Source organism: Pseudomonas sp. CP-1, from assembly GCF_021213715.1.
Lineage (GTDB): Bacteria > Pseudomonadota > Gammaproteobacteria > Pseudomonadales > Pseudomonadaceae > Pseudomonas > Pseudomonas aeruginosa.
Map to the genome: position 1 here is coordinate 172,464 of NZ_JAJQKY010000013.1, position 22,551 is coordinate 195,014.

General features: G+C 68.2%; 17 protein-coding genes and 2 pseudogenes. 8 read left to right on the top strand and 11 right to left on the bottom strand.

Features of this window, described 5'->3' with window-relative positions; all coding sequences use genetic code 11:
* Positions 1–3: 3 nt before the first annotated feature.
* On the bottom strand, positions 4–2,961 hold the full coding sequence (locus LT948_RS23435) for a TonB-dependent receptor (RefSeq protein ID WP_019485467.1): 2,958 nt from the start codon (positions 2,959–2,961) through the stop codon (positions 4–6).
* Between the two features lie 633 nt (positions 2,962–3,594).
* A complete protein-coding gene (locus tag LT948_RS23440; RefSeq protein WP_023094081.1) occupies positions 3,595–4,497 on the bottom strand; it encodes a LysR family transcriptional regulator in 903 nt (300 codons plus the stop codon).
* Positions 4,498–4,637: 140 nt separating this feature from the next.
* Here LT948_RS23440 and LT948_RS23445 point away from each other — a divergent pair, with 140 nt between their 5' ends.
* On the top strand, positions 4,638–6,023 hold the full coding sequence (locus LT948_RS23445; protein WP_046720660.1) for an MFS transporter: 1,386 nt from the start codon (positions 4,638–4,640) through the stop codon (positions 6,021–6,023).
* 6 nt (positions 6,024–6,029) lie between these two features.
* Here the strand turns inward: LT948_RS23445 and cynR are convergent, their stop codons facing one another.
* Positions 6,030–6,917 (bottom strand): transcriptional regulator CynR, encoded by an 888-nt coding sequence (gene cynR / locus LT948_RS23450; protein WP_003114874.1) that lies wholly within the window; start codon positions 6,915–6,917, stop codon positions 6,030–6,032.
* Between the two features lie 114 nt (positions 6,918–7,031).
* On the opposite strand from cynR, the gene cynT reads away from it, so the two are divergent.
* Both cynT and cynS read left to right on the top strand, forming a co-directional pair.
* Positions 7,032–7,694: a carbonic anhydrase CynT gene (gene cynT, locus LT948_RS23455; protein WP_003111901.1), complete on the top strand. Its 663-nt coding sequence runs from the start codon at positions 7,032–7,034 to the stop codon at positions 7,692–7,694.
* A gap of 39 nt (positions 7,695–7,733) precedes the next feature.
* Positions 7,734–8,204 carry a cyanase gene (gene cynS, locus LT948_RS23460; RefSeq protein WP_015503016.1) on the top strand — a complete coding sequence of 157 codons (471 nt, stop codon included), beginning with the start codon at positions 7,734–7,736 and terminating at the stop codon, positions 8,202–8,204.
* A 37-nt stretch (positions 8,205–8,241) separates the two neighbouring features.
* On the opposite strand, the gene LT948_RS23465 is transcribed toward cynS, so the two are convergent.
* Entirely contained in the window at positions 8,242–9,195 is a 954-nt protein-coding gene (locus tag LT948_RS23465) for a FecR family protein (protein ID WP_003088702.1), read from the bottom strand.
* On the bottom strand, positions 9,192–9,698 hold the full coding sequence (locus LT948_RS23470) for a sigma-70 family RNA polymerase sigma factor (protein WP_003088700.1): 507 nt from the start codon (positions 9,696–9,698) through the stop codon (positions 9,192–9,194). The genes LT948_RS23465 and LT948_RS23470 overlap by 4 nt, the downstream gene beginning before the upstream one ends.
* 328 nt (positions 9,699–10,026) lie before the next feature.
* Here LT948_RS23470 and LT948_RS23475 point away from each other — a divergent pair, with 328 nt between their 5' ends.
* Positions 10,027–12,021 carry an alkaline phosphatase D family protein gene (locus LT948_RS23475; protein WP_031636211.1) on the top strand — a complete coding sequence of 665 codons (1,995 nt, stop codon included), beginning with the start codon at positions 10,027–10,029 and terminating at the stop codon, positions 12,019–12,021.
* Between the two features lie 57 nt (positions 12,022–12,078).
* Here the strand turns inward: LT948_RS23475 and LT948_RS23480 are convergent, their stop codons facing one another.
* The gene (locus LT948_RS23480; RefSeq protein WP_003088696.1) at positions 12,079–12,375 is read right to left on the bottom strand and encodes an antibiotic biosynthesis monooxygenase family protein; all 297 of its coding nucleotides are present in this window, start codon (positions 12,373–12,375) and stop codon (positions 12,079–12,081) included.
* A 581-nt stretch (positions 12,376–12,956) separates the two neighbouring features.
* On the opposite strand from LT948_RS23480, the gene cmrA reads away from it, so the two are divergent.
* The 4 genes from cmrA (at position 12,957) to LT948_RS23500 (ending at position 17,696) form a co-directional block, all read left to right on the top strand.
* A complete protein-coding gene (gene cmrA / locus LT948_RS23485) occupies positions 12,957–13,889 on the top strand; it encodes an AraC family transcriptional regulator CmrA (RefSeq protein ID WP_023094082.1) in 933 nt (310 codons plus the stop codon).
* 83 nt (positions 13,890–13,972) lie between these two features.
* The gene (locus LT948_RS23490) at positions 13,973–15,328 is read left to right on the top strand and encodes a hypothetical protein (protein ID WP_033995568.1); all 1,356 of its coding nucleotides are present in this window, start codon (positions 13,973–13,975) and stop codon (positions 15,326–15,328) included.
* 58 nt (positions 15,329–15,386) lie between these two features.
* On the top strand, positions 15,387–15,647 hold the full coding sequence (gene yidD, locus LT948_RS23495) for a membrane protein insertion efficiency factor YidD (RefSeq protein WP_033995569.1): 261 nt from the start codon (positions 15,387–15,389) through the stop codon (positions 15,645–15,647).
* Between the two features lie 174 nt (positions 15,648–15,821).
* A complete protein-coding gene (locus tag LT948_RS23500) occupies positions 15,822–17,696 on the top strand; it encodes a DUF3857 domain-containing transglutaminase family protein (protein ID WP_003088690.1) in 1,875 nt (624 codons plus the stop codon).
* A gap of 157 nt (positions 17,697–17,853) precedes the next feature.
* Here the strand turns inward: LT948_RS23500 and LT948_RS23505 are convergent, their stop codons facing one another.
* From LT948_RS23505 to LT948_RS23525, 5 genes and pseudogenes are all read right to left on the bottom strand, one after another.
* Complete coding sequence (locus LT948_RS23505; RefSeq protein ID WP_014603788.1) at positions 17,854–18,756, bottom strand: RluA family pseudouridine synthase; 903 nt, start codon at positions 18,754–18,756, stop codon at positions 17,854–17,856.
* A gap of 120 nt (positions 18,757–18,876) precedes the next feature.
* Positions 18,877–20,106, bottom strand: a complete 1,230-nt coding sequence (gene sstT, locus LT948_RS23510; protein WP_003088680.1) for a serine/threonine transporter SstT — start codon at positions 20,104–20,106, stop codon at positions 18,877–18,879.
* Between the two features lie 487 nt (positions 20,107–20,593).
* Positions 20,594–21,964 carry an APC family permease gene (locus LT948_RS23515; protein WP_003088677.1) on the bottom strand — a complete coding sequence of 457 codons (1,371 nt, stop codon included), beginning with the start codon at positions 21,962–21,964 and terminating at the stop codon, positions 20,594–20,596.
* A gap of 156 nt (positions 21,965–22,120) precedes the next feature.
* Positions 22,121–22,336, bottom strand: a pseudogene (locus LT948_RS23520) (glutamine synthetase); the annotation flags it as partial.
* 4 nt (positions 22,337–22,340) lie between these two features.
* Positions 22,341–22,551: pseudogene (locus tag LT948_RS23525) on the bottom strand (glutamine synthetase); the annotation flags it as partial.

Genomic DNA, 22,551 nt, shown 5'->3' on the forward strand with positions numbered 1-22,551 from the left:
GGCTCAACCACCGAAGTGATAGCTGAAGTCCAGCCACCATTGGCGGCCCATGGCGTCGTAGTTGCCGGTGGGATAGTACGGCCAGCCATCGGAGTCGTCCTCCTTGATCTGGTCGAGCAGGTTGTTCACCGTCAGGCCGACGCTGGCGCGTTCGTTGAGCCGGTAGCGGGCGCTGGCGTTGAACACCGTCCACGGGCTCAGGCGCCCGCTGCCAGCGGCGTTGGTAACGCTGCCGTAGCGCACCGCGAAGAGCGTCGAGGTGAACTGTGCGTAGTCCCAGGTCAGGCTGGCGTTGAGTTTGCTGCGCCAGTCGTGGGAGTCGAGGCTGTCGCGCTGGTTCTCGCTGGGGTAGTCGTCGGACTGCTGGTAGTCGTGGGACAACACCAGGGTGTAGCCGAGGGTCGAGGAGAAGGCGCCGTAGTCGCCGGCGCCCCAGCGGATGTTGCTGCGCAGGTCGATGCCGCTGGTGCGCTCCTTGGCCGCGTTGATGGCATTGACGTAGACCTTGTTCAGGCGATTCGGATCGACGCTGGCGTCGCCGGCGTTGCGCTCGACCCGCGCCAGGGTGTCGCGGCACTGCGCCGAGTCCGGATCGAGCCCGCCGCTGCGGCAGGCCGCCTCGTCGCGCAGCAGTTTGTCCGGATCGAGGGTGGTCAGCAGGTCGTCGATCTGGATGTGGTAGTAGTCGGCGGAAAAGTCGAACCTGCTCGACGGCGACCAGACGAAGCCGTAGCTCCAGTAGCGCCCGCGCTCGGACTTCAGGTCGGGCGTGCCGCTCTGCACGTAGTCGACCCGACCGTTCTTGCAAGCGCCGTCGACGCCTTTCTCGCAACCGTAGTAGTCCTTCTGCGCCGGGTAGTAGCCGTTGGCGTCGGCCTGGTAGATGTAGTTCAGGTCCGGCGCGCGGAAGCTGGTGCCGTAGCTGCCGCGGAGCAGCAGGCTGGTCAGCGGGCGCCACTCCAGCCCCAGGTTGTAGGTAGTCTGCTCCTCGGTGCGACCGCTGAACCTGTACTGGTCCCAGCGGCCGGCGGCGGACGCCAGCAGCGTGTCATGCAGCGGGATGCTGAATTCGCCGCCGGCGGCGTAACGGTCGCGCGAGCCGCCGGAGCTGCTGGCCTTGGAGACGTTGTAGAGGGAGCCGTCGTTGTATTGCGAATCGGGGCGGATCCTGTAGCCCTGCTTGCCCACCTCCAGCACGCCGGCGAAGGCCACCGGGCCGGCCGGCAGGTCGAACAGCTCGCCGTTGCCGGTGAAGCTGTAGGTCTGCGAGTAGGACTCGCTGTGCTGGGTCACGTTGCGCCGCAGGCTGCGCCATTCTTCCTCGCTCAGCGGACGTCCGAGGCGCGCCGGATCGGGATCGTAGACCGGGTAGCCATCGCGTTCGCCGAGCTTGCGGCCCAGGTACAGGTCGAGGATCCCGGCCGCCGGGGTGTAGCGGGTAGTGCGGTCGCTGCGGTACTCGGAGCGGGTCGCGGCCAGTTCGTATTCCCAGGAGGTATTGGCGACGCGGTCGCTGTAGCCGAGGGTGCCGGTCCAGGACACCTCGCGCCACTTGCTGTTGTTGCTGCTCTTGCCGCCGATCTCCTCGGGCGAGAACAGCCGGTACCAGCGCTCCAGGTCGCCGCTGGAGGCATTGATGAAGTCCGGCGAGGTGAAGGACGGCCCGCGGGTATTGTTCTGCAGGTGGTCGAAGCCGAACAGCAGGTCGGCGAACAGCTTGCCGCTGTCGCTCAGGTGCCAGGTGCCGCCGGCGTAGCCGTCATAGTTTTCCTTCTTGGTCTGCAGGGTCCAGTAGTTGTTGTAGTACTGGTCGGTCATGCAGCGATAGCCACCCCTGGCGCCCGGCACCGGCGCCACGTTGCCGCCGAACAGGCCGCCGAGGCCGGCGCAGGAGGCGTCGCCGAGGTAGCGTCCGCTCTGCGGGTTCAGCCGGTAACCGACGTTGTTGCCGTCCGGGTAGCTGTCCATGAAACCGCGCTGGTTGGCCCAGACCGGCTGGCGCTGCTCGACCTGCAGGCCGAACAGACCTTCGAAGTCGCCCGTCGCGCCGCCGCCGACCAGTTGCAGGCGCTGGTTGTCGCCGCCGCCGCGCTCGGTGGTGCCGGCGCGCAGGTTGACGTCGACGCCATCGAATTTCTTCTTCAGGACGATATTGACCACCCCGGCGATGGCATCCGAGCCGTAGATCGCCGAGGCGCCGCCGCTGAGGATCTCGATGCGGTCGATCATGACCGCCGGGATGTTCGCCAGGTTGGTGAAGTTCACCGAGCCGCCATAGGCGGTCGGGTAGTCGGCGACGCGCCGGCCGTTGATCAGCACCAGCGTGTGGTTGGGGCCGAGATCGCGCAGGTTGAGGGCGTTGGCCGCCGGTTGCCAGGTGTTGCCGTAGTCCTCGCCCTGGGTCATGCCGGTGTTCTGGGTCTGCGTCTGCAAGGCCTCGAAGACGTTGCGGTAGCCACGGTTCTGGATTTCCTCGCTGCTGATCACCGTGACCGGCGACGGCCCTTCCTGCTGGGCGCGGGGAATCCGCGAGCCGGTCACCACCACTCGCTCCAGGGTCTGCTCCGCGTTCGCCGCCAGCGGCTGCACCTTCGCCGCCGGTACGGCCGCGCGCAGCGGCGCGGCGGAAATCACCGCGCCGCGCTCGGAACGGCGGAACTGCAGGCCGCTACCGCGCAGGGCCTGTTCCAGGGCCTGGTCGACACTCAGCGGACCGCGCACCGCCGGCGCCTGCCGGCCGCGCACCAGCGACTGCTCGAAGGAGATCAGCAAGCCGCTCTGCCGCGAGATGCCTAGCAGCACCTGGTCCAGCGGGCCGGCGGCGACGTCGAAGGTGAGCGCCTTGGCGGCGAGCGCGGGCGTCTCCGCACGAGCCTCCGGCGGCGCGGCGTAGGCCGCCGCGAGCAGCGCGGCCAGGGCCAGGCTGGAAGGCAGGCGTGTGGATGGAGCATGGTGCGGCATCGTTCGGTTCCCCCCGAAAACATGGTTTCCAGGGGATGAGCGATGAGCGCGGGAGATTTGCAGGGCCAGCTTGGAACGCTTTGTTCTGAGCTTATAAACGCAGGCGAACAGGCGTATCGGCGGATAACGCCTCCGGCGTCATTCGCCCCACCCGACAATCTTCCCCAGCTCCGCTGCCGGCCTTGCCCCGCGTAGGGCGAATAGCCGCTTGCGGCTATCCGCCGGTTCAGGCACGGCGTATCGGCGGATAACGCCTCCGGCGTTATTCGCCCTACCCGACAATCTTCCCCAGCTCCGCTACCGGCCTTGCCCCGCGTAGGGCGAATAGCCGCTTGCGGCTATCCGCCGGTTCAGGCACGGCGTATCGGCGGATAACGCCTCCGGCGTTATTCGCCCTACCCGACAATCTTCCCCAGCTCCGCTACCGGCCTTGCCCCGCGTAGGGCGAATAGCCGCTTGCGGCTTTCCTCCGGTTCAGGCACGGCGTATCGTCGGATAACGCCTCCGGCGTTATTCGCCCTACCCGACAATCTTCCCCAGCTCCGCTACCGGCCTTGCCCCGCGTAGGGCGAATAGCCGCTTGCGGCTATCCGCCGGTCCGAACACGGCGTTATCCGCCCTGCCGCCCTCGGGTCAGTACGTCAGCGCCCCGCACCAGTGCGCGCTCTTCAGTTCCTCGTAGAGCGCGCCGATCTTCAGCGAGCACTGCCGCGACGGCGGGTAGATCAGCGACACCGGGCACAGCGGCGGTTCGAAGGGCTGGAGGATGCGTACCAGTCGACGCCGGCGGATCGCCTCCTCGGCCATGAAGCCCATCACCTGGACGATGCCCTGGCCGACCAGCGCCGCGTCGACCAGCGCGTCGGCCACGTCCAGCACCAGGTCGCCGCGCACCGCCAGGCTCAGCGGCTGGCCGTCGCGCTGGAACTGCCATTCCAGCAGCTTGCCGGTGTGCAGGTCGCGCACCGTCGGGCAGTTGTGCCCGGCGAGTTGCTCCAGGCGCTCCGGCGTGCCGTGACTGCGCAGGTATTCCGGCGACGCCACCGTGACCCAACGCAACGCCGCCAGCGGCCGGGCGATCAGGCGCACGTCGCCGACCCGGCCGAGACGCACGGCGGCGTCGAAGCCTTCCTCGGTGAGGTCGACCAGGCGATCGGTCATCGCCGCCTCGATCTGCAACTGAGGGTAGCGCCGGGTCAGTTCGCGCAGCGCCGGCATGATCACGATCCGCCCGAGCGCCTGCGGGGTGGTGATCTTCAGCGGACCGCTCGGCGCGCACTGGCGGTCCACCAGCAACTTCTCGACTTCCTCCAGCTCCGCCAGCAAGGGTGCGCAGCGCTCGTAGAACAGCTGGCCGTCCGGGGTCAGGCTGACGCTGCGGGTGGTGCGGTGCAGCAGACGCACGCCGAGTTCGGCTTCCAGCCGGCCGATGGCGCGCGACAGGCCGGACTGGGTCAGACCGAGGGAAACGGCGGCCTGGGTGAAGCTACGGGTCTCGGCCACGCGGGCGAGCAACTTGACGGCATTCAGGTCCATGGCGATCTCATCGATGATTATTTTCATCAGTGAAAGGACGGAGAGGCTATTTATCACGATTCCAGCATGAGAAACACTGGCCGCGCCCAACCCAGACCAGGAGTCCCGCCGTGACGGACCGTGCCGCCCCTTCCAACTGGATGCTCGCCCTGCTCGCCTGCGCGCAACTGATCATCGCCCTCGACGCCACCATCGTGTTCGTCGCCCTGCCGGAAATCAGCCGGGCGCTGGATTTTTCGGCGCAACGCCTGCAATGGGTGGTGAGCGCCTATACGGTGGCCTTCGGCGGCTTCCTCCTGCTCGGCGGGCGCGCCACCGACCTGCTCGGCCGGCGCCGCATGTACGTCCTCGGGCAAAGCCTGTACGCCCTCGCCTCCCTCGCGGGCGGCCTGGCCCAGAGCGAGTTGCCGTTGATCCTCGCCCGCGCCGTGCAGGGCCTGGGTGGCGCGCTGCTGTTCCCGGCGACCCTGGCGCTGATCGGCAATCACTTCGCCGAGGGCCCGGCGCGCAATCGCGCCCTGGCGATCTGGAGCATCGCCTCGGCGTTCGGCCTGGCCCTCGGTTCGGCGCTCGGCGGCGCGCTCACCGAACTGTTCGGCTGGGCCTCGATCTTCCTGGTCAACGTGCCGCTGGCCGGCGCCGCGGCGCTGCTCGCCCTGCGCCTGATCCCGGCCGACGCCCGGCGCCAGCGCGGCCGGCGCTTCGACCTGGCCGGCGCGCTGACGGTCACCGCCGGCGCCACCCTGCTGGTCTTCGCCCTAGTCCAGGGCCCCGAGTCGGGCTGGGATGCGCCCTCGGTACGTTTCGGACTTTACCTTTCCGTCCCGCTGCTGCTGGCGTTCCTCGCCATCGAACACTACAGCCGCGACCCGCTGATGCCGCTGCGCCTGCTGGGCAACCGCAACCTGCAGGTGGCGATGCTACTGACCGCGATCTTCATGAGCAGCTACGGCGTGCAGTACTACTTCCTGGCCATCTACTTCCAGTCGGTGTACGGCTACAGCGTGTTGCAGACCGGCCTGGCGTTCCTCCCGGCGACTCTGCTCTGCACCCTCGGTATCCGCGTCGCCGAGCGCCTGCTGGCCCGTCACGGGGCACGCGCGACGCTGGTCGCCGGCCTGCTGCTGGGCGCACTCGGGCTCGGCCTGCTGGCAGCGTGCCTGCCGCTGGGGCGCGGCTTCCTGGCGCTGCTGCCGGCCATCGTGATCCTCAGCGTCGGCCAGGGCATGACCTGGACCGCCATGTGGGTCAGCGCCGCCAGCGGCGTCGATCCCGCCGAACAGGGCGTCGCCTCGGGGATGGCCTCGATGACCCAGCAGATCGGCGGCGCGCTCGGCCTGGCCCTGCTGGTGGCGCTGGCCAACACCCAGGTGCGCGGCGCCGATGCCGCCAGCCTGCTGGCCAGCCAGGCGCGCGGCATCGAATGGGTGACCGCGCTCAGCGCCCTGCTCGCCCTGTTCGGCGCCGCCCTGGCCCTGCGCCTGCGCCGCGAGGAGCCCGCGGCGTTGCAGCCGAGTCGCGGCTGATCCCGCTCAGGCGTCGCCCAGCTCGGCGCCGAGCTCCAGCGCCAGGGCCTGGAAGGCCAGGCGCGCGGCACCGGGGTGGCTGCCCTGGCGCCAGAACAGCGCTACCTGGCGGGTCGGCAGCGCCGGCCGCAGCGCCACGCAGCGCAACCCGGCCTGCTGGCGCGCCACCGCCTCCGGCAGGATGCTGGCCAGCCGTCCGCGGCGAACCACGTCGACGATGGCGCTGATCGAGTTCGCCTCCAGCGCCACCCGCGCCGTCACCCCTTGCTGGCGCAGGTAAGCGTCGATGTGCCGGCGCGTGGCGAAGTCGTCGCGCAACAACGCCAACGGCAACTCCGCCAGCGCTGCGGCGGCCAGCGGCGCGTCCGCCGCCGGGTGTTCCGCCCCCAGCACCAGGCCCAGGCGCTCCAGGTAGAGCGGCTGGCTGTCGATCTCCACTGAACCCGGCTCGCTGAAGGCCACGCCAAGGTCCAGGCGATCGTCGATCAGCGCCGCCTCCAGGGCGTCCTGGGGCAACTCCTCGAGGCTCAACTCGATGCCCGGATAGCGCTGATTGAACGGATCCACCAGGGCGCCCACCAGATAGCAGGTGAAGGTCGGCGTCATGCCCAGGCGCAGGCGGCCGCGACTGAGGTCGCGCACCTCGTGGATCGCCCGTTGCGCCGCTTCCAGCTCGCGCAAGGCACGCCGCGCATGAAGCAGGTACAGCTCGCCGGCATCGGTGGGACGCACGCTCCTGCCGGAGCGGTCGAGCAATTGCACGCGCAGTTGCTCTTCCAGTTGCCGCACCTGCTGCGACAGGGTCGGCTGCGAAACGTGCAGCGCCTCGGCGGCGCGGGTGAAGTTGCGATGCTCGGCGACAGCGAGCAGGTAGCGCAGGTGGCGAAGCAGCATGGAAACATCCAACTATAGGCCAGACCAATGATTGGAATAATAAACCGGTCTTGGACCCTATGGCTCAATCCGCGCATCCTGGCCCCACCATTCGACGGCCAGGAGCCCAGCGCCATGCGTGACATCATCGACGGCTTTCTCCGCTTCCAGCGCGACGCCTACCCGGCGCGCTCGCAACTGTTCAAGTCCCTGGCCACCCGGCAAGCCCCCAAGGCGCTGTTCATCGCCTGCTCGGACAGCCGGGTGGTCCCCGAGCTGCTGACCCAGCGCGAGCCCGGCGAACTCTTCGTGATCCGCAATGCCGGCAACATCGTCCCCGGCTACGGGCCGCAGCCCGGCGGGGTCAGCGCCTCGGTGGAATACGCGGTGGCGGTGCTCGGGGTCGGCGACATCGTGGTCTGCGGCCACTCGGACTGCGGCGCGATGGGCGCCATCGCGTCCTGCGCCTGTCTCGACCAGCTGCCGGCGGTGGCCGGCTGGTTGCACCACGCCGAGGCCGCACGGGCGATGAACAGCGCCCACGAACACGCCTCCGAGGCGGCGCGGCTGGACGCCCTGGTGCGGCACAACGTGATCGCCCAACTGGCCAACCTGCGCACCCACCCCTGCGTCGCCCGCGCCCTGGAACAGGGTCGGCTGAACCTGCACGGCTGGGTCTACGACATCGAAAGCGGCCGCATCGACGCCCTCGACGGCGCCAGCCGGCGCTTCGTCTCCCTCGCCGAGCATCCCGAAGTGCGCGCGGTAGGCGGCGCACCCGGGCAGGCGGTCGCCTGAATCCCTTCCCTCACAACCACCCGCAAGGAGAGTCATCCCATGCAACACAGCCAAGTGTCCCCCAACGCGCGCCAGCAACTGGCCGAGACCGTGGTCCTGAACAAGGCCCGCCTGGGCCTGTCCTGGCAGGATCTGGCCGACGGCACCGGTCTCGCCCTGACCTTCGTCACCGCCGCCCTGCTCGGCCAGCATGCCCTGCCAGAGACGGCGGCGCGCAAGATCGCCGCCCAACTCGGCCTGGACGACGACGCGGTGCTCCTGCTGCAAAGCATCCCGCTGCGCGGCAGCATTCCCGGCGGCATTCCCAGCGACCCGACCATCTATCGCTTCTACGAGATGCTGCAAGTCTACGGCAGCACCCTGAAGGCACTGGTCCACGAACAGTTCGGCGACGGCATCATCAGCGCGATCAACTTCAAGCTGGACATCAAGAAGGTCGAGGACCCGGAAGGCGGCTCGCGGGCGGTGATCACTCTCGACGGCAAGTACCTGCCGACCAAACCGTTCTGAAGCGTCGCGCCGCCCGGCTCGCCGCCGGGCGCGCGCCTCAGCGGCTGGCGATGCTGACCCAGTAGGGCCCGTGGTAGTCGATCCGGATCGGCAGGCTCTGCTCCAGCAATGCCAGCGCCACGCCGCTGTCGTCCAGCGGGTAGATACCACTGACGCGCAGCGCCGCCGCGTCGTCGGCGACGCTGACGATGCCGCGGCGATAGGCGCGCAACGCCTCCAGTACCTCCCCCAGCGGACGGTCGCGGACCTCCAGCCGGCCATCCAGCCAGGCGCTCTCGCCGCCTTCGGCAGGACCTCGGGCGAGAATCGCCGAGGCGTCGAAACGCGCGCTCTGGCCGCGCTCCAGCAGGCATTGCCGTCCGTCGGCCGTGGTGATCCGCACCCGCGACTCGAGCACCACCACCCGCGAGCTGGCACCGTCATCGCTGACCTGGAAGCGGGTTCCCTGCGCCTCGACCTGGCCGCGCCCGGTGTCGACGACGAACGGCCGCGCCGGATCCCGTGCCACGTCAACCAGCAGGCGCCCCTCGCGTAAGCGCAGGCGACGCCGGTAGCCATCGAATTCGGGGCGTACCCGGCTGCGCGCGTCCAGCACCAGTTGGCTGCCATCCTCCAGGCGGAAACTCTGGCGTTGTCCGGTGCCGGTATACAGGTCGCCGGGCCAGGGGAAGCCGACGATGCCGATCCGCCCCAGCGCCAGCGTCGCCACGCCGAACGCCGCCAGGGCGAGGCTGCGCTGGAGAAACCGGCGACGGGCGGACGGCGCCTCGAGCGCGCCGATCAATTGCTCGGCGCGCAAGCCGTGCAAGGGCTCGTCGCGAAACGACTGCAAGCCCAGGCTGAGCCGGTCGAACACCGCACCGTGCTCGGCGTCGGCCTGGCGCCACTGCTGGAACGCCAGGCGCTCCTCGGCGCCGGCATGGCCGGATTGCAGCAGCGCCATCCACTGCGCCGCTTCGTCGAGGATGCGTTCGCGCCTTCCCTGGCTCATTCGGCAAGCACCTGGTAGCACTGCTTGAAGCCCTCGACCATGTACTGGTGGATGCGGCTGACGGAAACCTCCAGCAAGCCGGCGATCTCCACGTAGGTCAGTCCGCCGATCTGGCTATGGATGAAGGCGGCGCGGGCCTTCGGCGACAGCCCGGCGAGCATGCGCTCCAGGCGCAGCAGGGTTTCCACCACCTGGGCCTGCTCCTCGGCGGACGGCGCGAGGGCCTCCGGAAGCCCGGCCAGGCTTTCCAGGTAGGCGCGTTCCAGGTCCTGGCGCCGCCAGCCGTCGTACATCAACCGGCGGGCGATGGTGGTGAGCAGCGCGCGCGGCTCGCGGATGCTTGCCGGGTCCGGCAGGGCGAGGACCTTGAGGAAGGTTTCCGAGGCGATGTCCTCGGCGCTGTGGGGGCAGCCGAGGTAGCGCCGCAGGCGCCCGCTCAGCCAGGAATAATCGTTCTGGAACATCAGGCCGACGAGGCGATTGCGTGTCTGATCCATGCCCATTCCGCACTCTCGTGCTACGGGCCTGCGCCACCGGGCGTCGGGGTGGCAGGCGAAACCTTGATCGGCGGGAGGCGGCGCCGACGTCGGATTGCACGTGTCCCTCCCGCAAACAGCGATGGCAGACCGCCGGGGCCTGCGCGGAAGGCAATATGCCGCAGAAGCCAGAACGCAAAAAAGAATATTAATTAAGGTGTACTTAACTTTTTGGCATTAGAAGATCGTCGTCCGCCGACGACTGTCGTCATTCCTTACGAAATGGCAACGCCGCGAGCCGCGGAAAGCGGCATACTCGTCAGCTTGTTTCGCCGCGTCGACAGCGCCCGCACCAATGTCCGCCTCGCTCCCCAACGACACCCCGCCCAACGACACCCTGCCCCTGGTCCTGGCCGGCCCCCTGCTGCGCCGCGCAGAGCCCGAGCGCCTGGTGTTCTGGCTGGCCACGTCATGCCCGACGACCATCGAGCTGGTCCTCGCCAGCGAAGGCGAGGCGGAGCGTCGGATCCGCCTCGCGGAAGGAACCCACTCGGCCATCCGCATCGGCACCCATGCCTGGCTGCACCTGCTGGATGTCGCGCTCGACCCGCCGTTGCCCTGCGCCCGCCTGGTCGACTACGACCTGCGTCTGGCCGCCGACGGCCGGGAGCCCGCGGGAATCGCCGAATGGGCGCCGCATCTGCTCTACCCCGGTCGCCAGCGCGCCAGCCTGGTGCTCAAGCCACGTCTCGACCAGTTGCTCCACGGCTCCTGCCGCAAGCCGCATCACCCGGCGGCCGATGGCCTGCTGCAGGTCGACCGGCTGCTGGAGGAAAACCTGCTGCAGGCCGAAAGCCGCCCGGCGTTGCTGATGATGAGCGGCGACCAGGTCTACGCCGACGACGTCGCCGGGCCGATGCTGGTGGCCATCCATGGGCTGATCCGCCGCCTCGGCCTGTACGGCGAACACCTGGAAGGCGCGCTGGTGGACGACAGCGAGGCGCTCTACGCACACCCGGCCACCTACTACCGGCGCGAGGACCTGCTGCCCGCCTTCAAGTCCAACGAAGCCCTGCGCGAGCGCTTCTTCGGCGGGGTGAAGAAGCCGATCTTCACCTCGGCCAACGCCCACAACCATCTGGTCGGCCTGGCTGAGGTGCTGGCGATGTACCTGCTGGTCTGGTCGCCGGCGCCCTGGCGCCTGGTCAGGCTGGAACCGCCGCCGGGGCTGGATGCGCGGCACGCGCAGCGCTTCGCCGACGAGCGCCGGCACATCGAAGCCTTCCGCGATGGCCTGCCCGGCGTGGCGCGGGCACTGGCGCATATCTCGTCGCTAATGATCTTCGACGACCACGACATCACCGACGACTGGAACCTTTCCGCGCGCTGGGAGCTGACCGCCTACGGCCATCCGTTCTCCCGGCGGATCATCGGCAACGCCCTGCTCGCCTACCTGCTCTGCCAGGGCTGGGGCAACGACCCGCAGCATTGCGGCGAATGGCTGGCGCCGGTCGCGGCCCTGATGGAGGGCGCCGCGGCAGACGGCCGGCTGCCCTGCGCCGAGCAGGACCGCCTGCTCGATGCCCTGCTCGACTTCCAGCACTGGCACTACCGGTTGCCTGGCAGCCCGACCCTGATCGTCCTCGACACGCGCACCCGCCGCTGGCGCAGCGAGCGCAACCTGAGCCGGCCCTCCGGGCTGATGGACTGGGAGGCGCTGAGTGAACTCCAGCAGGACCTGCTCGGCGAAAAGGCGGCGATCATCGTGTCGCCGGCGCCGATGTTCGGGGTCAAGCTGATCGAGGGCGTGCAGAAGCTCTTCAGCTGGATCGGCCAGCCGCTGCTGGTCGATGCGGAAAACTGGATGGCCCATCGCGGCGCGGCCTCGGTGATGATGAACATCTTCCGCCACTCGCGCACGCCGGGTAACTACCTGATCCTTTCCGGCGACGTGCATTACTCCTTCGTCTACGACATCCGGATTCGCCACCGCGAGCGCGGGCCCCGGCTCTGGCAGATCACCAGCAGCGGGATCAAGAACGAATTCCCGCGACGCCTGCTGGACTGGTTCGACCGCCTCAACCGCTGGCTCTATGCGCCCTGGTCGCCGCTGAACTGGCTGACCCAGCGGCGCAGCCTGGAAATCCGCCCGCGCGTTCCGCAGCACAGCCAGGCCGGCGAGCGCCTGTGGAACAGCGCCGGGATCGGCCAGGTATTCATTGGCGAGGACGGCCGTCCGCGCGCGGTGTTGCAGGTCAATGCCGATGGCTCGCCGGCGACCGCCTTCGAGCGACATCGCGACGTCGAAGACGAACGAGCGGACCAGTCGCCGGTCGCGCCGGGTCGCTGAGACGCCAGAACAAGGGGGACGGGCGGACGCCGCGCCGCGTCATCCGCCCGCCCGGTTTCAGAACGGCCGCTCCTGCACGTCCAGGGTCGCCGCCAACGCTTGCCAGAGCACCTCGGCGAAGACCCGCTGGGCGTCGCCGGACAGGTACGCCTGCATGGCAGCTTCATCGCTCCACTCGCTGTGCAACAGCCACAGGTCGGCGTCCCCGTCCGCCTGGCGCAGTTCGTAGCGCAGGCAACCGGGCGCGGCCTGGCCCGCCTGCGCCAGCTCTTGCAGGCGCAGGCCGAGGCGGTGCGACTGGCCGCTGCGGGCGCGAATGCTGACCAGGTGACTGGCCCGATTGAACGCTGGCATGCTCTCTGCCTCCTCGACATGGATTCGCCGCTGCGCAAGCGGCACCAGGAGTGGAAGGACCGGCGGCGCCGAGACGCCGGCCGGCCGCTGTGGGGTGTAAGGGTGACGCATGTGCCCTGCCTCCGATTACCAGTTGCCGGGATGGGTCCGCGCCAGCGTGCCGCCCGCGGCGGGGCCGGCAGGCGAACGGGAAGGCGTGTCGGGGACCAGAGCGCCGTCGCGCGACCGCGAACGGGAGGCGCCCGGCGCGCGCTCCGGCGGCACGCCGCCCGATGACAGTCTGGCCTGTTGATTTGACATAGGTGTGTCCCCCTGCAGGTATTTCCCATCGGCATGACGGAGATTCCGCCATGCCAGCCAGATTAGGGGGACGGCGCGGGGAATCGGTAGACGGATACTGTCGGGTTCTTGCCTGAAACTGCCGCGTTCCGGTTTTTTCTCATCCGCTTGCGCCCGGTGAAACGAGCTGGCTTGCCTGTTCCTGGCGAATGCTTGCCTGATCCTGCCATCGCGCAGCGCGATGGATGCCTGTCGCCGCGACGCGCGCTAGTCTTGGGAAGGTTTCCCCCGCGAGTCCCCGCATGAGCGAAAACACCCCGCTTCTTTCCGTCGATCTCCCCGCCGAATTGCGCCAGCGCCAGAGCGAACTGGCGCAGTCGCTGCTCAGGCATTGCCCCCGCGACGGTATCTACGGCACCGCCGTCGACCCCCTCGCCCTGATCCGCGCCGACGGCCCCACCCTGCCGGCGCGCGGCATGCACAAACCTGCCCTGTGCATCATCGCCCAGGGCCGCAAGGAGGTGCAGTTGGCCGAGGAACGCTATATCTACGATCCGTTGCACTACCTGGTGGTCTCGGTCACCCTGCCGCTGGCCGGCCAGGTGATCGACGCCTCGCCGGACGCGCCCTACCTCTGCGTCCGGCTGGATATCGACCCGGCGGAAATCACCCAGTTGATCTCCGACGCCGGGCCCATGGAAGTGGCCAGCCGGCGCGGCGACCGCGGCCTCTACGTCGACCGTATCGACGCCAGCCTGCTGGATGCGGTGCTGCGCCTGATCCATCTGCTGGACAGCCCGCGCGACATCCCGATGCTGGCGCCGCTGATCCTCCGCGAGATTTTCTACCGCCTGCTGCGCAGCGGCCAGGGCCAGCGCCTGCACGAGATCGCCATCGCCGACAGCCAGGCCCACCGCATCACCCGCGCCATCGACTGGATCAACCAGAACTACGGCAAGCCGCTGCGCATCGAGCAACTGGCCCAGGTGGTCAACCTCAGCCCCTCGACCCTGCACCACCGCTTCAAGGCCGTGACCGCGATGAGCCCGTTGCAGTACCAGAAGCAGCTGCGCTTGCAGGAAGCACGCCGGCTGATCTTCAGCGAGGGCCTGGAAGTGGCCGCCGCCGGCTACCGGGTCGGCTACGAAAGCCCGTCGCAGTTCAGCCGCGAGTACAGCCGGCTGTTCGGCGCCCCGCCGCTGCGCGACCTGGCGAGGGCGCGCAACACCGCCTAGGGGAACGCGGCAGCGGCCGCGACGGTCAATCGGGAAGCGGCGGGATACCTTCGTCGCCCCGACCTTGCGCAACCGTACCCGCCATGACCCGAGCCCTGCCCCTGCTCCTGCTTGCCCTGTCCCTTCCCGCCGCGGCGACGGACAGCGAGTCGTTCGCCCGCAGCTACCTGGCCTATGCCCATGCCGTCGGCCAGCACAGCGAACGACTTTGGCCCGGCTGGCGGATGGCCGACAAGGCCTTCCTCTACAGCGATGGCCGCAGTACCTGGGTCGCCGATGCCGAAGGCCGCGCGCAGCGCACCACGGTGGCGGGCGACAGCGACCCGGATCTCGACCTGAGCTATGCCTTTCCGCGTTACCGGGGCCGTCCGGCGGTGCTGCTGCAGATCAGCGCCGCGCACCTGCGGAGCAATACCGGCAATAGCGAGACGCTGGCCGCCATCGGCCCGCACGAAGCCTTCCATCGCTACGCCCAGGAAGACTGGCCGGGCCTGCGCAAGCCCGGTGGCTATCGCGGCGACCTGGCCACGCTCGACCCGCGCCCGCGGGAATACCGCTATGCCCTGTTCCAGTCGCTGCTCCAGGCCCTGCGCACGCCCGGGCAGCGCGACAGCTACCTGAGCGACGCCCAGGGCTGGCTGCGCCGCTGGCGCGAAGCGGCTCCCGAGGAAAGCCGGCTGGCGGCGCAGGTCGATCTCAGCGAAGGCACCGCGCGCTACATCGAGATGGCCGCCGCCGCGCGCTACCGCACCGATTTCGCCGAGGATCCGCAACGCTATCGGCAGGCGCTGCGGGAGTACGCGCTGGCCTTCTACGATGCCAACGAGATCGGCGTCGGCGTCGACAGCGAAGCCTACGAGATCGGCGCGCTGGCCGGAGTGCTGCTGGACCTGCGCGACGACGACGCGGACTGGAAGGAAGCCGCGATAGCCGGCACCTGGCCGCTGGACTACCTGCTGCGCGACCAGCCTCCGGCCTGGAGCGAACTTCCCGACGACGCGCGGGCGCGCGGCGAGCGCTACCGGCGCGAGATGGGCGCCACCCGCCAGCGCCTGGTCGAGTTGCAGGAGGCCTTCGCCGACCCACGGCGACCGCTGCTGGTGATCCCACAACCGCGCCGCACCATCGGCTTCACCACGGCGGCCAGCAAGGTGCGCGGGGGCTTCTACGTTCTTGCCGACGGGCCGTTCCGCCAGGCCTACCTCGGCGCGCGCTGGAATGTCGGCGAGCTGACCCTGGACGGCGTCGACTACCTGGAGGGCGACGCCGAGGCGTACTGCCCGGGCTACGGCCGTTCGGCACTGATTCCATTGCGCGGAGGCGCTTGGCGCGAGGGCACGCTGGCGCCGGAAGAACCCGGCCTGCGCGGCCGCCTGGCGACTGCTCGCAGCCTCGTCGACGGGCGGACCCTTTATTGCGCAGCGGAGAATGCTCCTTGAGGACCGACAACGGCGCTACAATGCCCGCTCGCCGCCGCAACCCCGCCGAGGGCTCGCCATGAAGTTCCTGCTGATCGGGCTGATCCGCTTCTACCAGTACGCAATCAGCCCGCTGATCGGTCCCCGCTGCCGCTTCTACCCCAGTTGCTCGCACTACACCCTGGAAGCCATCCGCGTACATGGCCCGCTGCGAGGCGGCTACCTCGGCACGCGCCGGCTGCTGCGCTGCCACCCCTGGCACCCGGGCGGCTACGACCCGGTTCCGGAGCGCCAGGAACAGGCGTGCGCCTGCCACAGAACGGCGAAGCCCGGCGAATGAAGCCGGCGAAAAGATCGCAACGGCGACATCCCGCACATAACCGGACCCGCCGGTCGACATGCGGAATTGATAAAACCTATCATTCAGGGTCCATCTCCCCGGCTATCGCCCGGCGCCCCCTTGCGCCCGACTACGCCGGGGAGTTCCGCTCAAACGTTTCATCCTGAGGCTCCGATGCCCCGTCATCCCTTCTCCCCTTCCTTCCTCGCCGCCAGCGTCTTCTGCGCCGCCACCCCGGCCCTCGCCGCGCTGCAACCGATCGCCGAGGCGCCGCTGGCCGGCGAAACCGAGTTCCGCTGCCAGTTCAACGCCGACAACAGCACCGATTGCGTGAGCACCTACAGCTTCACCATCCTCAAGCCGAGCGGCCGCGAGATGCTCTCGCGCATCGATCGCAGCTACGCGGAGACCGATAGCCTGATCGTGGAGAAGGCCGAGCTGACCCAGCCCGGCGGCAAGCCGGTGCCGCTGGACCAGTCGCAGATCGATACGCGCACCGCGCCGAACCCGGACCAGGGCTTCCTGCGCGAACGCCAGACCTCCCTGGCGTTCCCCAACCTGCGCGTCGGCACCCGCATCAGCTACACCCTGCGCGAGCACTTCACCGCCAAGCCGCTGAGCACCCAGTTCCACTACATCCTCAGCCGCCCGCCGATGCCGGTGCGCGACGACCGCTTCGTCGCCGAGTTCAAGGCCGAGCGGCCGATCTTCGTGCGCAGCGAGCTGATGGACGCCTATCGCATCGAACAGAGCGCCGACAAGAAGACCCTCAAGGTCAGCCTGAAAAAGCCGCAATACACCAACTACATCAACGAAGCCGGCAACGCCTACCTGCGCCATACCCCGCGCCTGGAGCTGGGCAGTTCGCTGGACCTGCAGGACAACTTCGGCCCGTTCGCCGCGCGCTACAACGAGATCCTCGCCGCGGAGCTGCCCAAGGGCGCCGCGGCGGCCGTCGCCGCGGTGAAGGGCAAGCCGGCCCGCGAGCAGGTCGCCGGCCTGATGCAGTACATCAACGACACCTACCGCTACCTGGGCGACTGGCGCGCCAGCGAGCGCGGCTACGTGCCCTTCTCCCTGGCGGAGATCGAGCGCAATGGCTACGGCGACTGCAAGGACCTGGCGATCCTCCTCGCCGCCATGCTCAAGGCCGCCGGGATCAAGGCCGAACCGACCCTGGTCAGCCGCGGCGACGTGGTCTGGGACCTGCTGGTGCCCGGCATGTACGCGCCGAACCATGCCATCGTCCGCGCCGAGGTGGACGGCAAGACCTGGTGGCTGGACCCGACCAACCCGGTGTTCGCTCCCGGCCGCACCATGCCCGACATCCAGCAGCGCTGGGCGCTGGTGCTGGGCGCCGACGGCAAGGTGCGGCGCGACGAGATTCCCCTGGAAGCGCCCGGCGACACCCTGCGCGTGACCCGCAGCGAGCATTACACCCATGACGGCGAAGCCCGGGTCGAGTCGCGCGTGGAGCTTTCCAATGCGCCGCTGATGCAGCTCAGCGTCGCCGATCGCCAACGCGGCCGCACCAGCACCGACCAGGACCTGTGCCGCAACTTCGCCAAGGAAGGCAGCGACTGCGTGCTGGAGCGCGACGACAGCCAGTTCGTGCTGCCGCCCAGCTATACGATCAGTGCCAGGCTTACCGACCGCCGCGCCCTCGACCGGCTCGGCGGAGAGTATTTCTACAACCGCCAGGACCTGGCCAGCCAGTGGGACGCGTTCGCCAAGTACCGCAGCGAAGGCCAGTTGGCCGAGCTGTACCTGGGCGAACCGCAGATCACCTCCTACGACATCAGCCTGTCCGGCGGCAAGACCGACGAGCCGGCGCACAGTTGCGAGATCCGCAGCCCCTGGTTCGACATCGACCTGCAGGCCGAACCGGCCAAGGACGGCGGCTACCACTATCGCTACCGGGAAGTGCAGAAGACCAGTTGGCTCAACCACGACGAGATCAACAGCGCCGAGTTCGGCAAGCTGATCGAGCAGAGCCGCGGTTGCGTCGAGCAACTGCGCCTGGTGGTCAAGCTGGACAAGCGTCCCTGAGCGACCCGCGCCCGCTCCGGCGGGCGCGTCCAGCCGCACAGCGGGCGATTCTTCTACTCGCCCGCGCAGCCCTCCAGGCCGAGCGCCTGCTCATAGAAACGCGCCATGCGCTCCGGGTCGGCGACGTACGCCAGCATTCCGCTGGCGAGCCTGTCGCCTACACCTGCCAATCGAGCCGCAGCCCGGATTCGAACATACGCCTCTCCCCGCTCAGCGGGTCGTCGAAGCGCAGCCCCCTGGCCAGCAGCTTGAGCGGCCGCCGGTAATCGTCGGGGCTGTCCTCGGCGTCCAGCAGCTCGGGATAGAACCCGTCGTTCTGGATACCCGCGCCGAGTGCCGCGAGGTGCACGCGCAGCTGGTGCTTCTTGCCGGTCACCGGATACAGCCGGTAGCGCCACCAGCGGCCGTTGCGCTCGGCGACCTCGATGCGCGTCTCGCTGTTCGGCTCGCCCTCGCCTTCGCGCATGCGAAAGAACGGCTCGCCGGGCACCAGGCGGGTCCTGCGCAGCAACGGGAAGTCCAGTCGCGGCAAGGCCGGAGCGATCGCTTCGTAGTACTTGTCGATACGCCGCTCGCGGAACAGCGCCTGGTAGCGCCCGCGGCTGCCGGGATTGGTCGAGAACAGCACCAGCCCGGCGGTATGCCGGTCGATCCGATGCAGCGGCACCAGGTCGCGATTGCCGGTGCTGCGGGCCAGCCGCGCCAGGAGCGTCTGCTCGACATAGCCGCCGGCCGGCATCACCGGCAGGAAGTGCGGCTTGTCCGCCACCAGCAGATGCTCGTCGCGGTACAGGATGCGCGCCTCGAAAGGGATCGGCGCCTCCGCCGGCAACTCGCGGAAGTAGTGCACACGCAGGCCTTCGCGATACGCCGCCTGCGGGCCCAGTGCACGCCCCTCGGCGTCCAGCACCCGGCCCCGCTGCATGCGCGCCAGCCAGGTGTCGCGGTCGATGGCCGGGAAACGCGCGCAGAGACAATCGAGCACGGTGCTCCAGGGGCCGGCCGGCAGATGCAGGGTGCTGGCGCGGAGACTGGCGTCGGGCAAGGAAGGAGACGACATGCGGCAACTCGGGAAGGACGGGCGAACATTAGGCCGCAGCGCGGCGCACAGGTCAAAGCGCGCCGGAGCGAAACGAAGAAACCGCCCGAGGGCGGTTTCTTCCGTGATCCAGGGATCGAATCAGGCGGCGCTCGCCTTGCGCTCCTCCGCCAGGCAGGCGGCGGCGGTGAACAGCACGTCGGTCGAGGAGTTCAGCGCGGTCTCCGCGGAGTCCTGGAGGATCGCGATGATGAAGCCTACCGCCACCACCTGCATCGCCACCTCGCTGGGAATCCCGAACAGGCTGCAGGCCAGCGGGATCAACAGCAGCGAGCCGCCGGCCACGCCGGATGCGCCGCAGGCGCAGACCGACGCCACCACGCTGAGCAGGATCGCGGTCGGTACGTCCACGGCGATGCCCAGGGTATGCACCGCTGCCAGGGTCAGCACGGTGATGGTGATCGCTGCGCCGGCCATGTTGATGGTCGCGCCCAGCGGGATCGATACCGAATAGGTGTCTTCGTGCAGGCCCAGGCGCTCGCAGAGCTGCAGGTTGACCGGGATATTGGCTGCCGAGCTGCGGGTGAAGAACGCGGTCATGCCGCTTTCGCGCAGGCAGGTCAGCACCAGCGGATAGGGATTGCGGCGGATCTTCAGGAACACGATCAGCGGGTTGACCACGAAGGCCACGAACAGCATGCAGCCGAGCAGCACCACCAGCAGGTGGGCGTAGCCTTTCAGGGCCTCGACGCCGGACTCGGCGAAGGTCGAGGCGACCAGGCCGAAGATGCCCAGCGGGGCGAAGCGGATCACCACCTTGACGATCAGCGAGACGCCGTTGGACAGCTCGGAGAGCAGGTTGCGGGTGGTATCGCTGGCGTGGCGGAAGGCGATGCCGAGGCCGATGGCCCAGGCCAGGATGCCGATGAAGTTGGCCGAGATCAGGGCGTTGACCGGGTTGTCCACCACGCTCAGCAGCAGGGACTGGAGCACCTCGGCGATGCCGCCCGGAGGCGACATCTCGCCCGGATGGCTGGCCAGCACCAGGCTCGAGGGGAAGGCGAAGCTGGCGATCACCGCCACCACCGCGGCGCTGAAGGTGCCGACCAGGTACAGCAGCAGGATCGGCCGGATATGGGTCTGCTGGCCTTGCCTGTGGTTGGCGATGGATGCCATCACCAGGACGAACACCAGTACCGGCGCGACGGCCTTCAGCGCGGAAACGAAGACCTTGCCGATGAAGCCGACCTTGAGCGCGGCGGCCGGGAAGAAGCTGGCGAGCAGCAGGCCGGCGATCAGGCCGACGATGATCTGGCCCACCAGGCTGGTACGCGTCAGCAGATGAAGCAGGGGACGTTCAGGGTATGTCATGCAGATTTCTACTCTTATAGGTGTGTCGAAGGCCGGCCCAGGCAGCTTCCATGCCGAACGACCCTGTGCCGTTCCGCCCCCGCGAAGGGATGGTTCGAGCGAGCCGGGTAGTCTAGGGAAGGACGCGCAGCACCACAGGAAACACCGACCAGCGGATACCAGGCTCCCCCGCCACGGCCATCGAACCGGATCGGGACGGCGTGGATTCTAGCCGTGTCTGCGCTTTTTGGGGGCGTCCAATTCTGTCTGGATTCGGACATGTCGTCGCAGGTGCATTGCCAGCCGGGAGGCCGGAAACCCCTGTGAAAAGGAGGGAAAACGCGGAATTCGCTGTCTGCAGATAGCCAAAGCCCGCCGTGAGGCGGGCTTCAGATGGGGGGCTAGTCCGTTAGCCATGGGTCCATGATTGACCCGTCACCGTGAAAATTTCGTGAAGATTACCAATCTTTTTCCTTCACTTTTTCGCTGAATCCATTCACCGCTCGCCTCACTGGGTCGGGCTCAGCTCGCTCTCCTGGAAGCGCGGCGGCGGACGGCTGAAGCTGCGAGTCAGGTAGAACAGGTAGCCGAAGCCCAGTCCGGCCCAGATCAGCCCCATCACCAGCGAGGTGCTTTCCAGGTTGAGCCAGAGCACCGCGACGATGGCCGCGCCGAGCAATGGCAGGACCAGGTAGTGGAAATGCTCCTTGAGGCTGCGGTTGCGCCCGCCGCGCACATAGAAATGCACGATCACCGAGAGATTGACGAAGGTGAAGGCCACCAGGGCGCCGAAATTGATCAGCGCGGTCGCCGTCACCAGATCGAAGGAGATCGCCGAGAGCGCCACCATGCCCACGATCAGCACGTTGATCGACGGCGTACGCCATTTCGGATGGACGAAGCCGAAGATCCGCTCCGGCAGCACGTTGTCCCGCCCCATCACGTACAGCAGGCGCGACACGCTGGCCTGGGAGGCCAGGCCAGACGCCAGGGTATTGATGAAGGTGGCGCAGAGGAAGATCGACTGGAACAGCTTACCGCCGACGTACAGGGCGATTTCCGGCAACGCCGCGTCAGGCTCCTTGAAGCGGACGTTGGTCGGGAAATAGGACTGCAGGAAATACGACACGGTGATGAAGATCACCCCGCCGTACAGCGCGGTGAGGAAGATCGCCCGCGGGATCACCTTGGCGGCGTCGCGGGTTTCCTCGGACAGCGTGGTCACCGCGTCGAAACCGAGGAAGGAAAAGCAGAGGATCGTCGCCCCCGCCACCATCGCCGAGAGATGCGCGTGCTCGGAGAAGAACGGCTGGGTGCTGAGCACCGTGGCGGTCCCCTCCCCGTTGTTCAGGCCATGGATCACCAGGCCGATGAAGACCACGATGATCGCCAGCTGGACCAGCACGAAGACGGTGTTGAAATTGGCGACCAGGTTCACGCTCTTGATGTTGATGAGGGTCATGATCAGCACGAACATCACCACCCAGACCCATGGCGCGACCTCGGGGAACAGTGCGGTCAGGTAGATCTTCGCCAGCAGCGCGTTGATCATCGGCAGGAACAGGTAGTCCAGCAGCGACGACCAGCCGACCATGAAGCCGACATGGGGATTGATCGCCCGTTGCGCGTAGGTATAGGCCGAGCCTGCGGTGGGGAACTGGCGGACCAGCTTGCCGTAGCTGATTGCGGTGAACAGCACGCCGGCGAGGGCCAGCAGGTAGGCGGTGGGCACGTGTCCCTGGGAAATCCCGGATACGATGCCGAAGGTGTCGAAGACGGTCATCGGGGTCAGGTAGGCCAACCCGATCATGACGATCTGCCACAGCTTGAGGGACTTGCGAAGCTGGGTTCGTTCTGCGGTGGGGGGAGGATTCGACATGGGTATGCTTGCCTCGATTTCTTCTTTTTCTAATGCACAGCAAAGGAAGGCGGACGGGCGGAAACCGCAGGCTTGCCGCCGTCTACCTTCAGCAAGGGTGGGAACCTCGACGGAAGAACGGGCGGGCGGCGCCGGACCGGAGCCGCCCGCCCATGCTCACACGGTGTGCAGGTACCAGTTGTACTCGAGGTCGGAGATCGAGTACTCGAACTCCTCCAGCTCGCTTTCCTTGCAGGCGACGAAGATGTCGATGTACTTCGGATCGATGTACTTCGCCAGGATCTCGCTGTCGTCCAGTTCGCGCAGGGCGTCGCGCAGGTTGTTCGGCAGGCTCGGCTCCAACTGCTCGTAGGAGTTGCCTTCGATCGGCGCNATCGATGTACTTCGCCAGGATCTCGCTGTCGTCCAGTTCGCGCAGGGCGTCGCGCAGGTTGTTCGGCAGGCTCGGCTCCAACTGCTCGTAGGAGTTGCCTTCGATCGGCGCGCCCGGCTCGACCTGGTTGGTCAGGCCGTGGTGTACCCCGGCAAGCACCGAGGCCAGCAGCAGGTAGGGGTTGGCGTCGGCGCCGGCCACGCGGTGTTCCAGG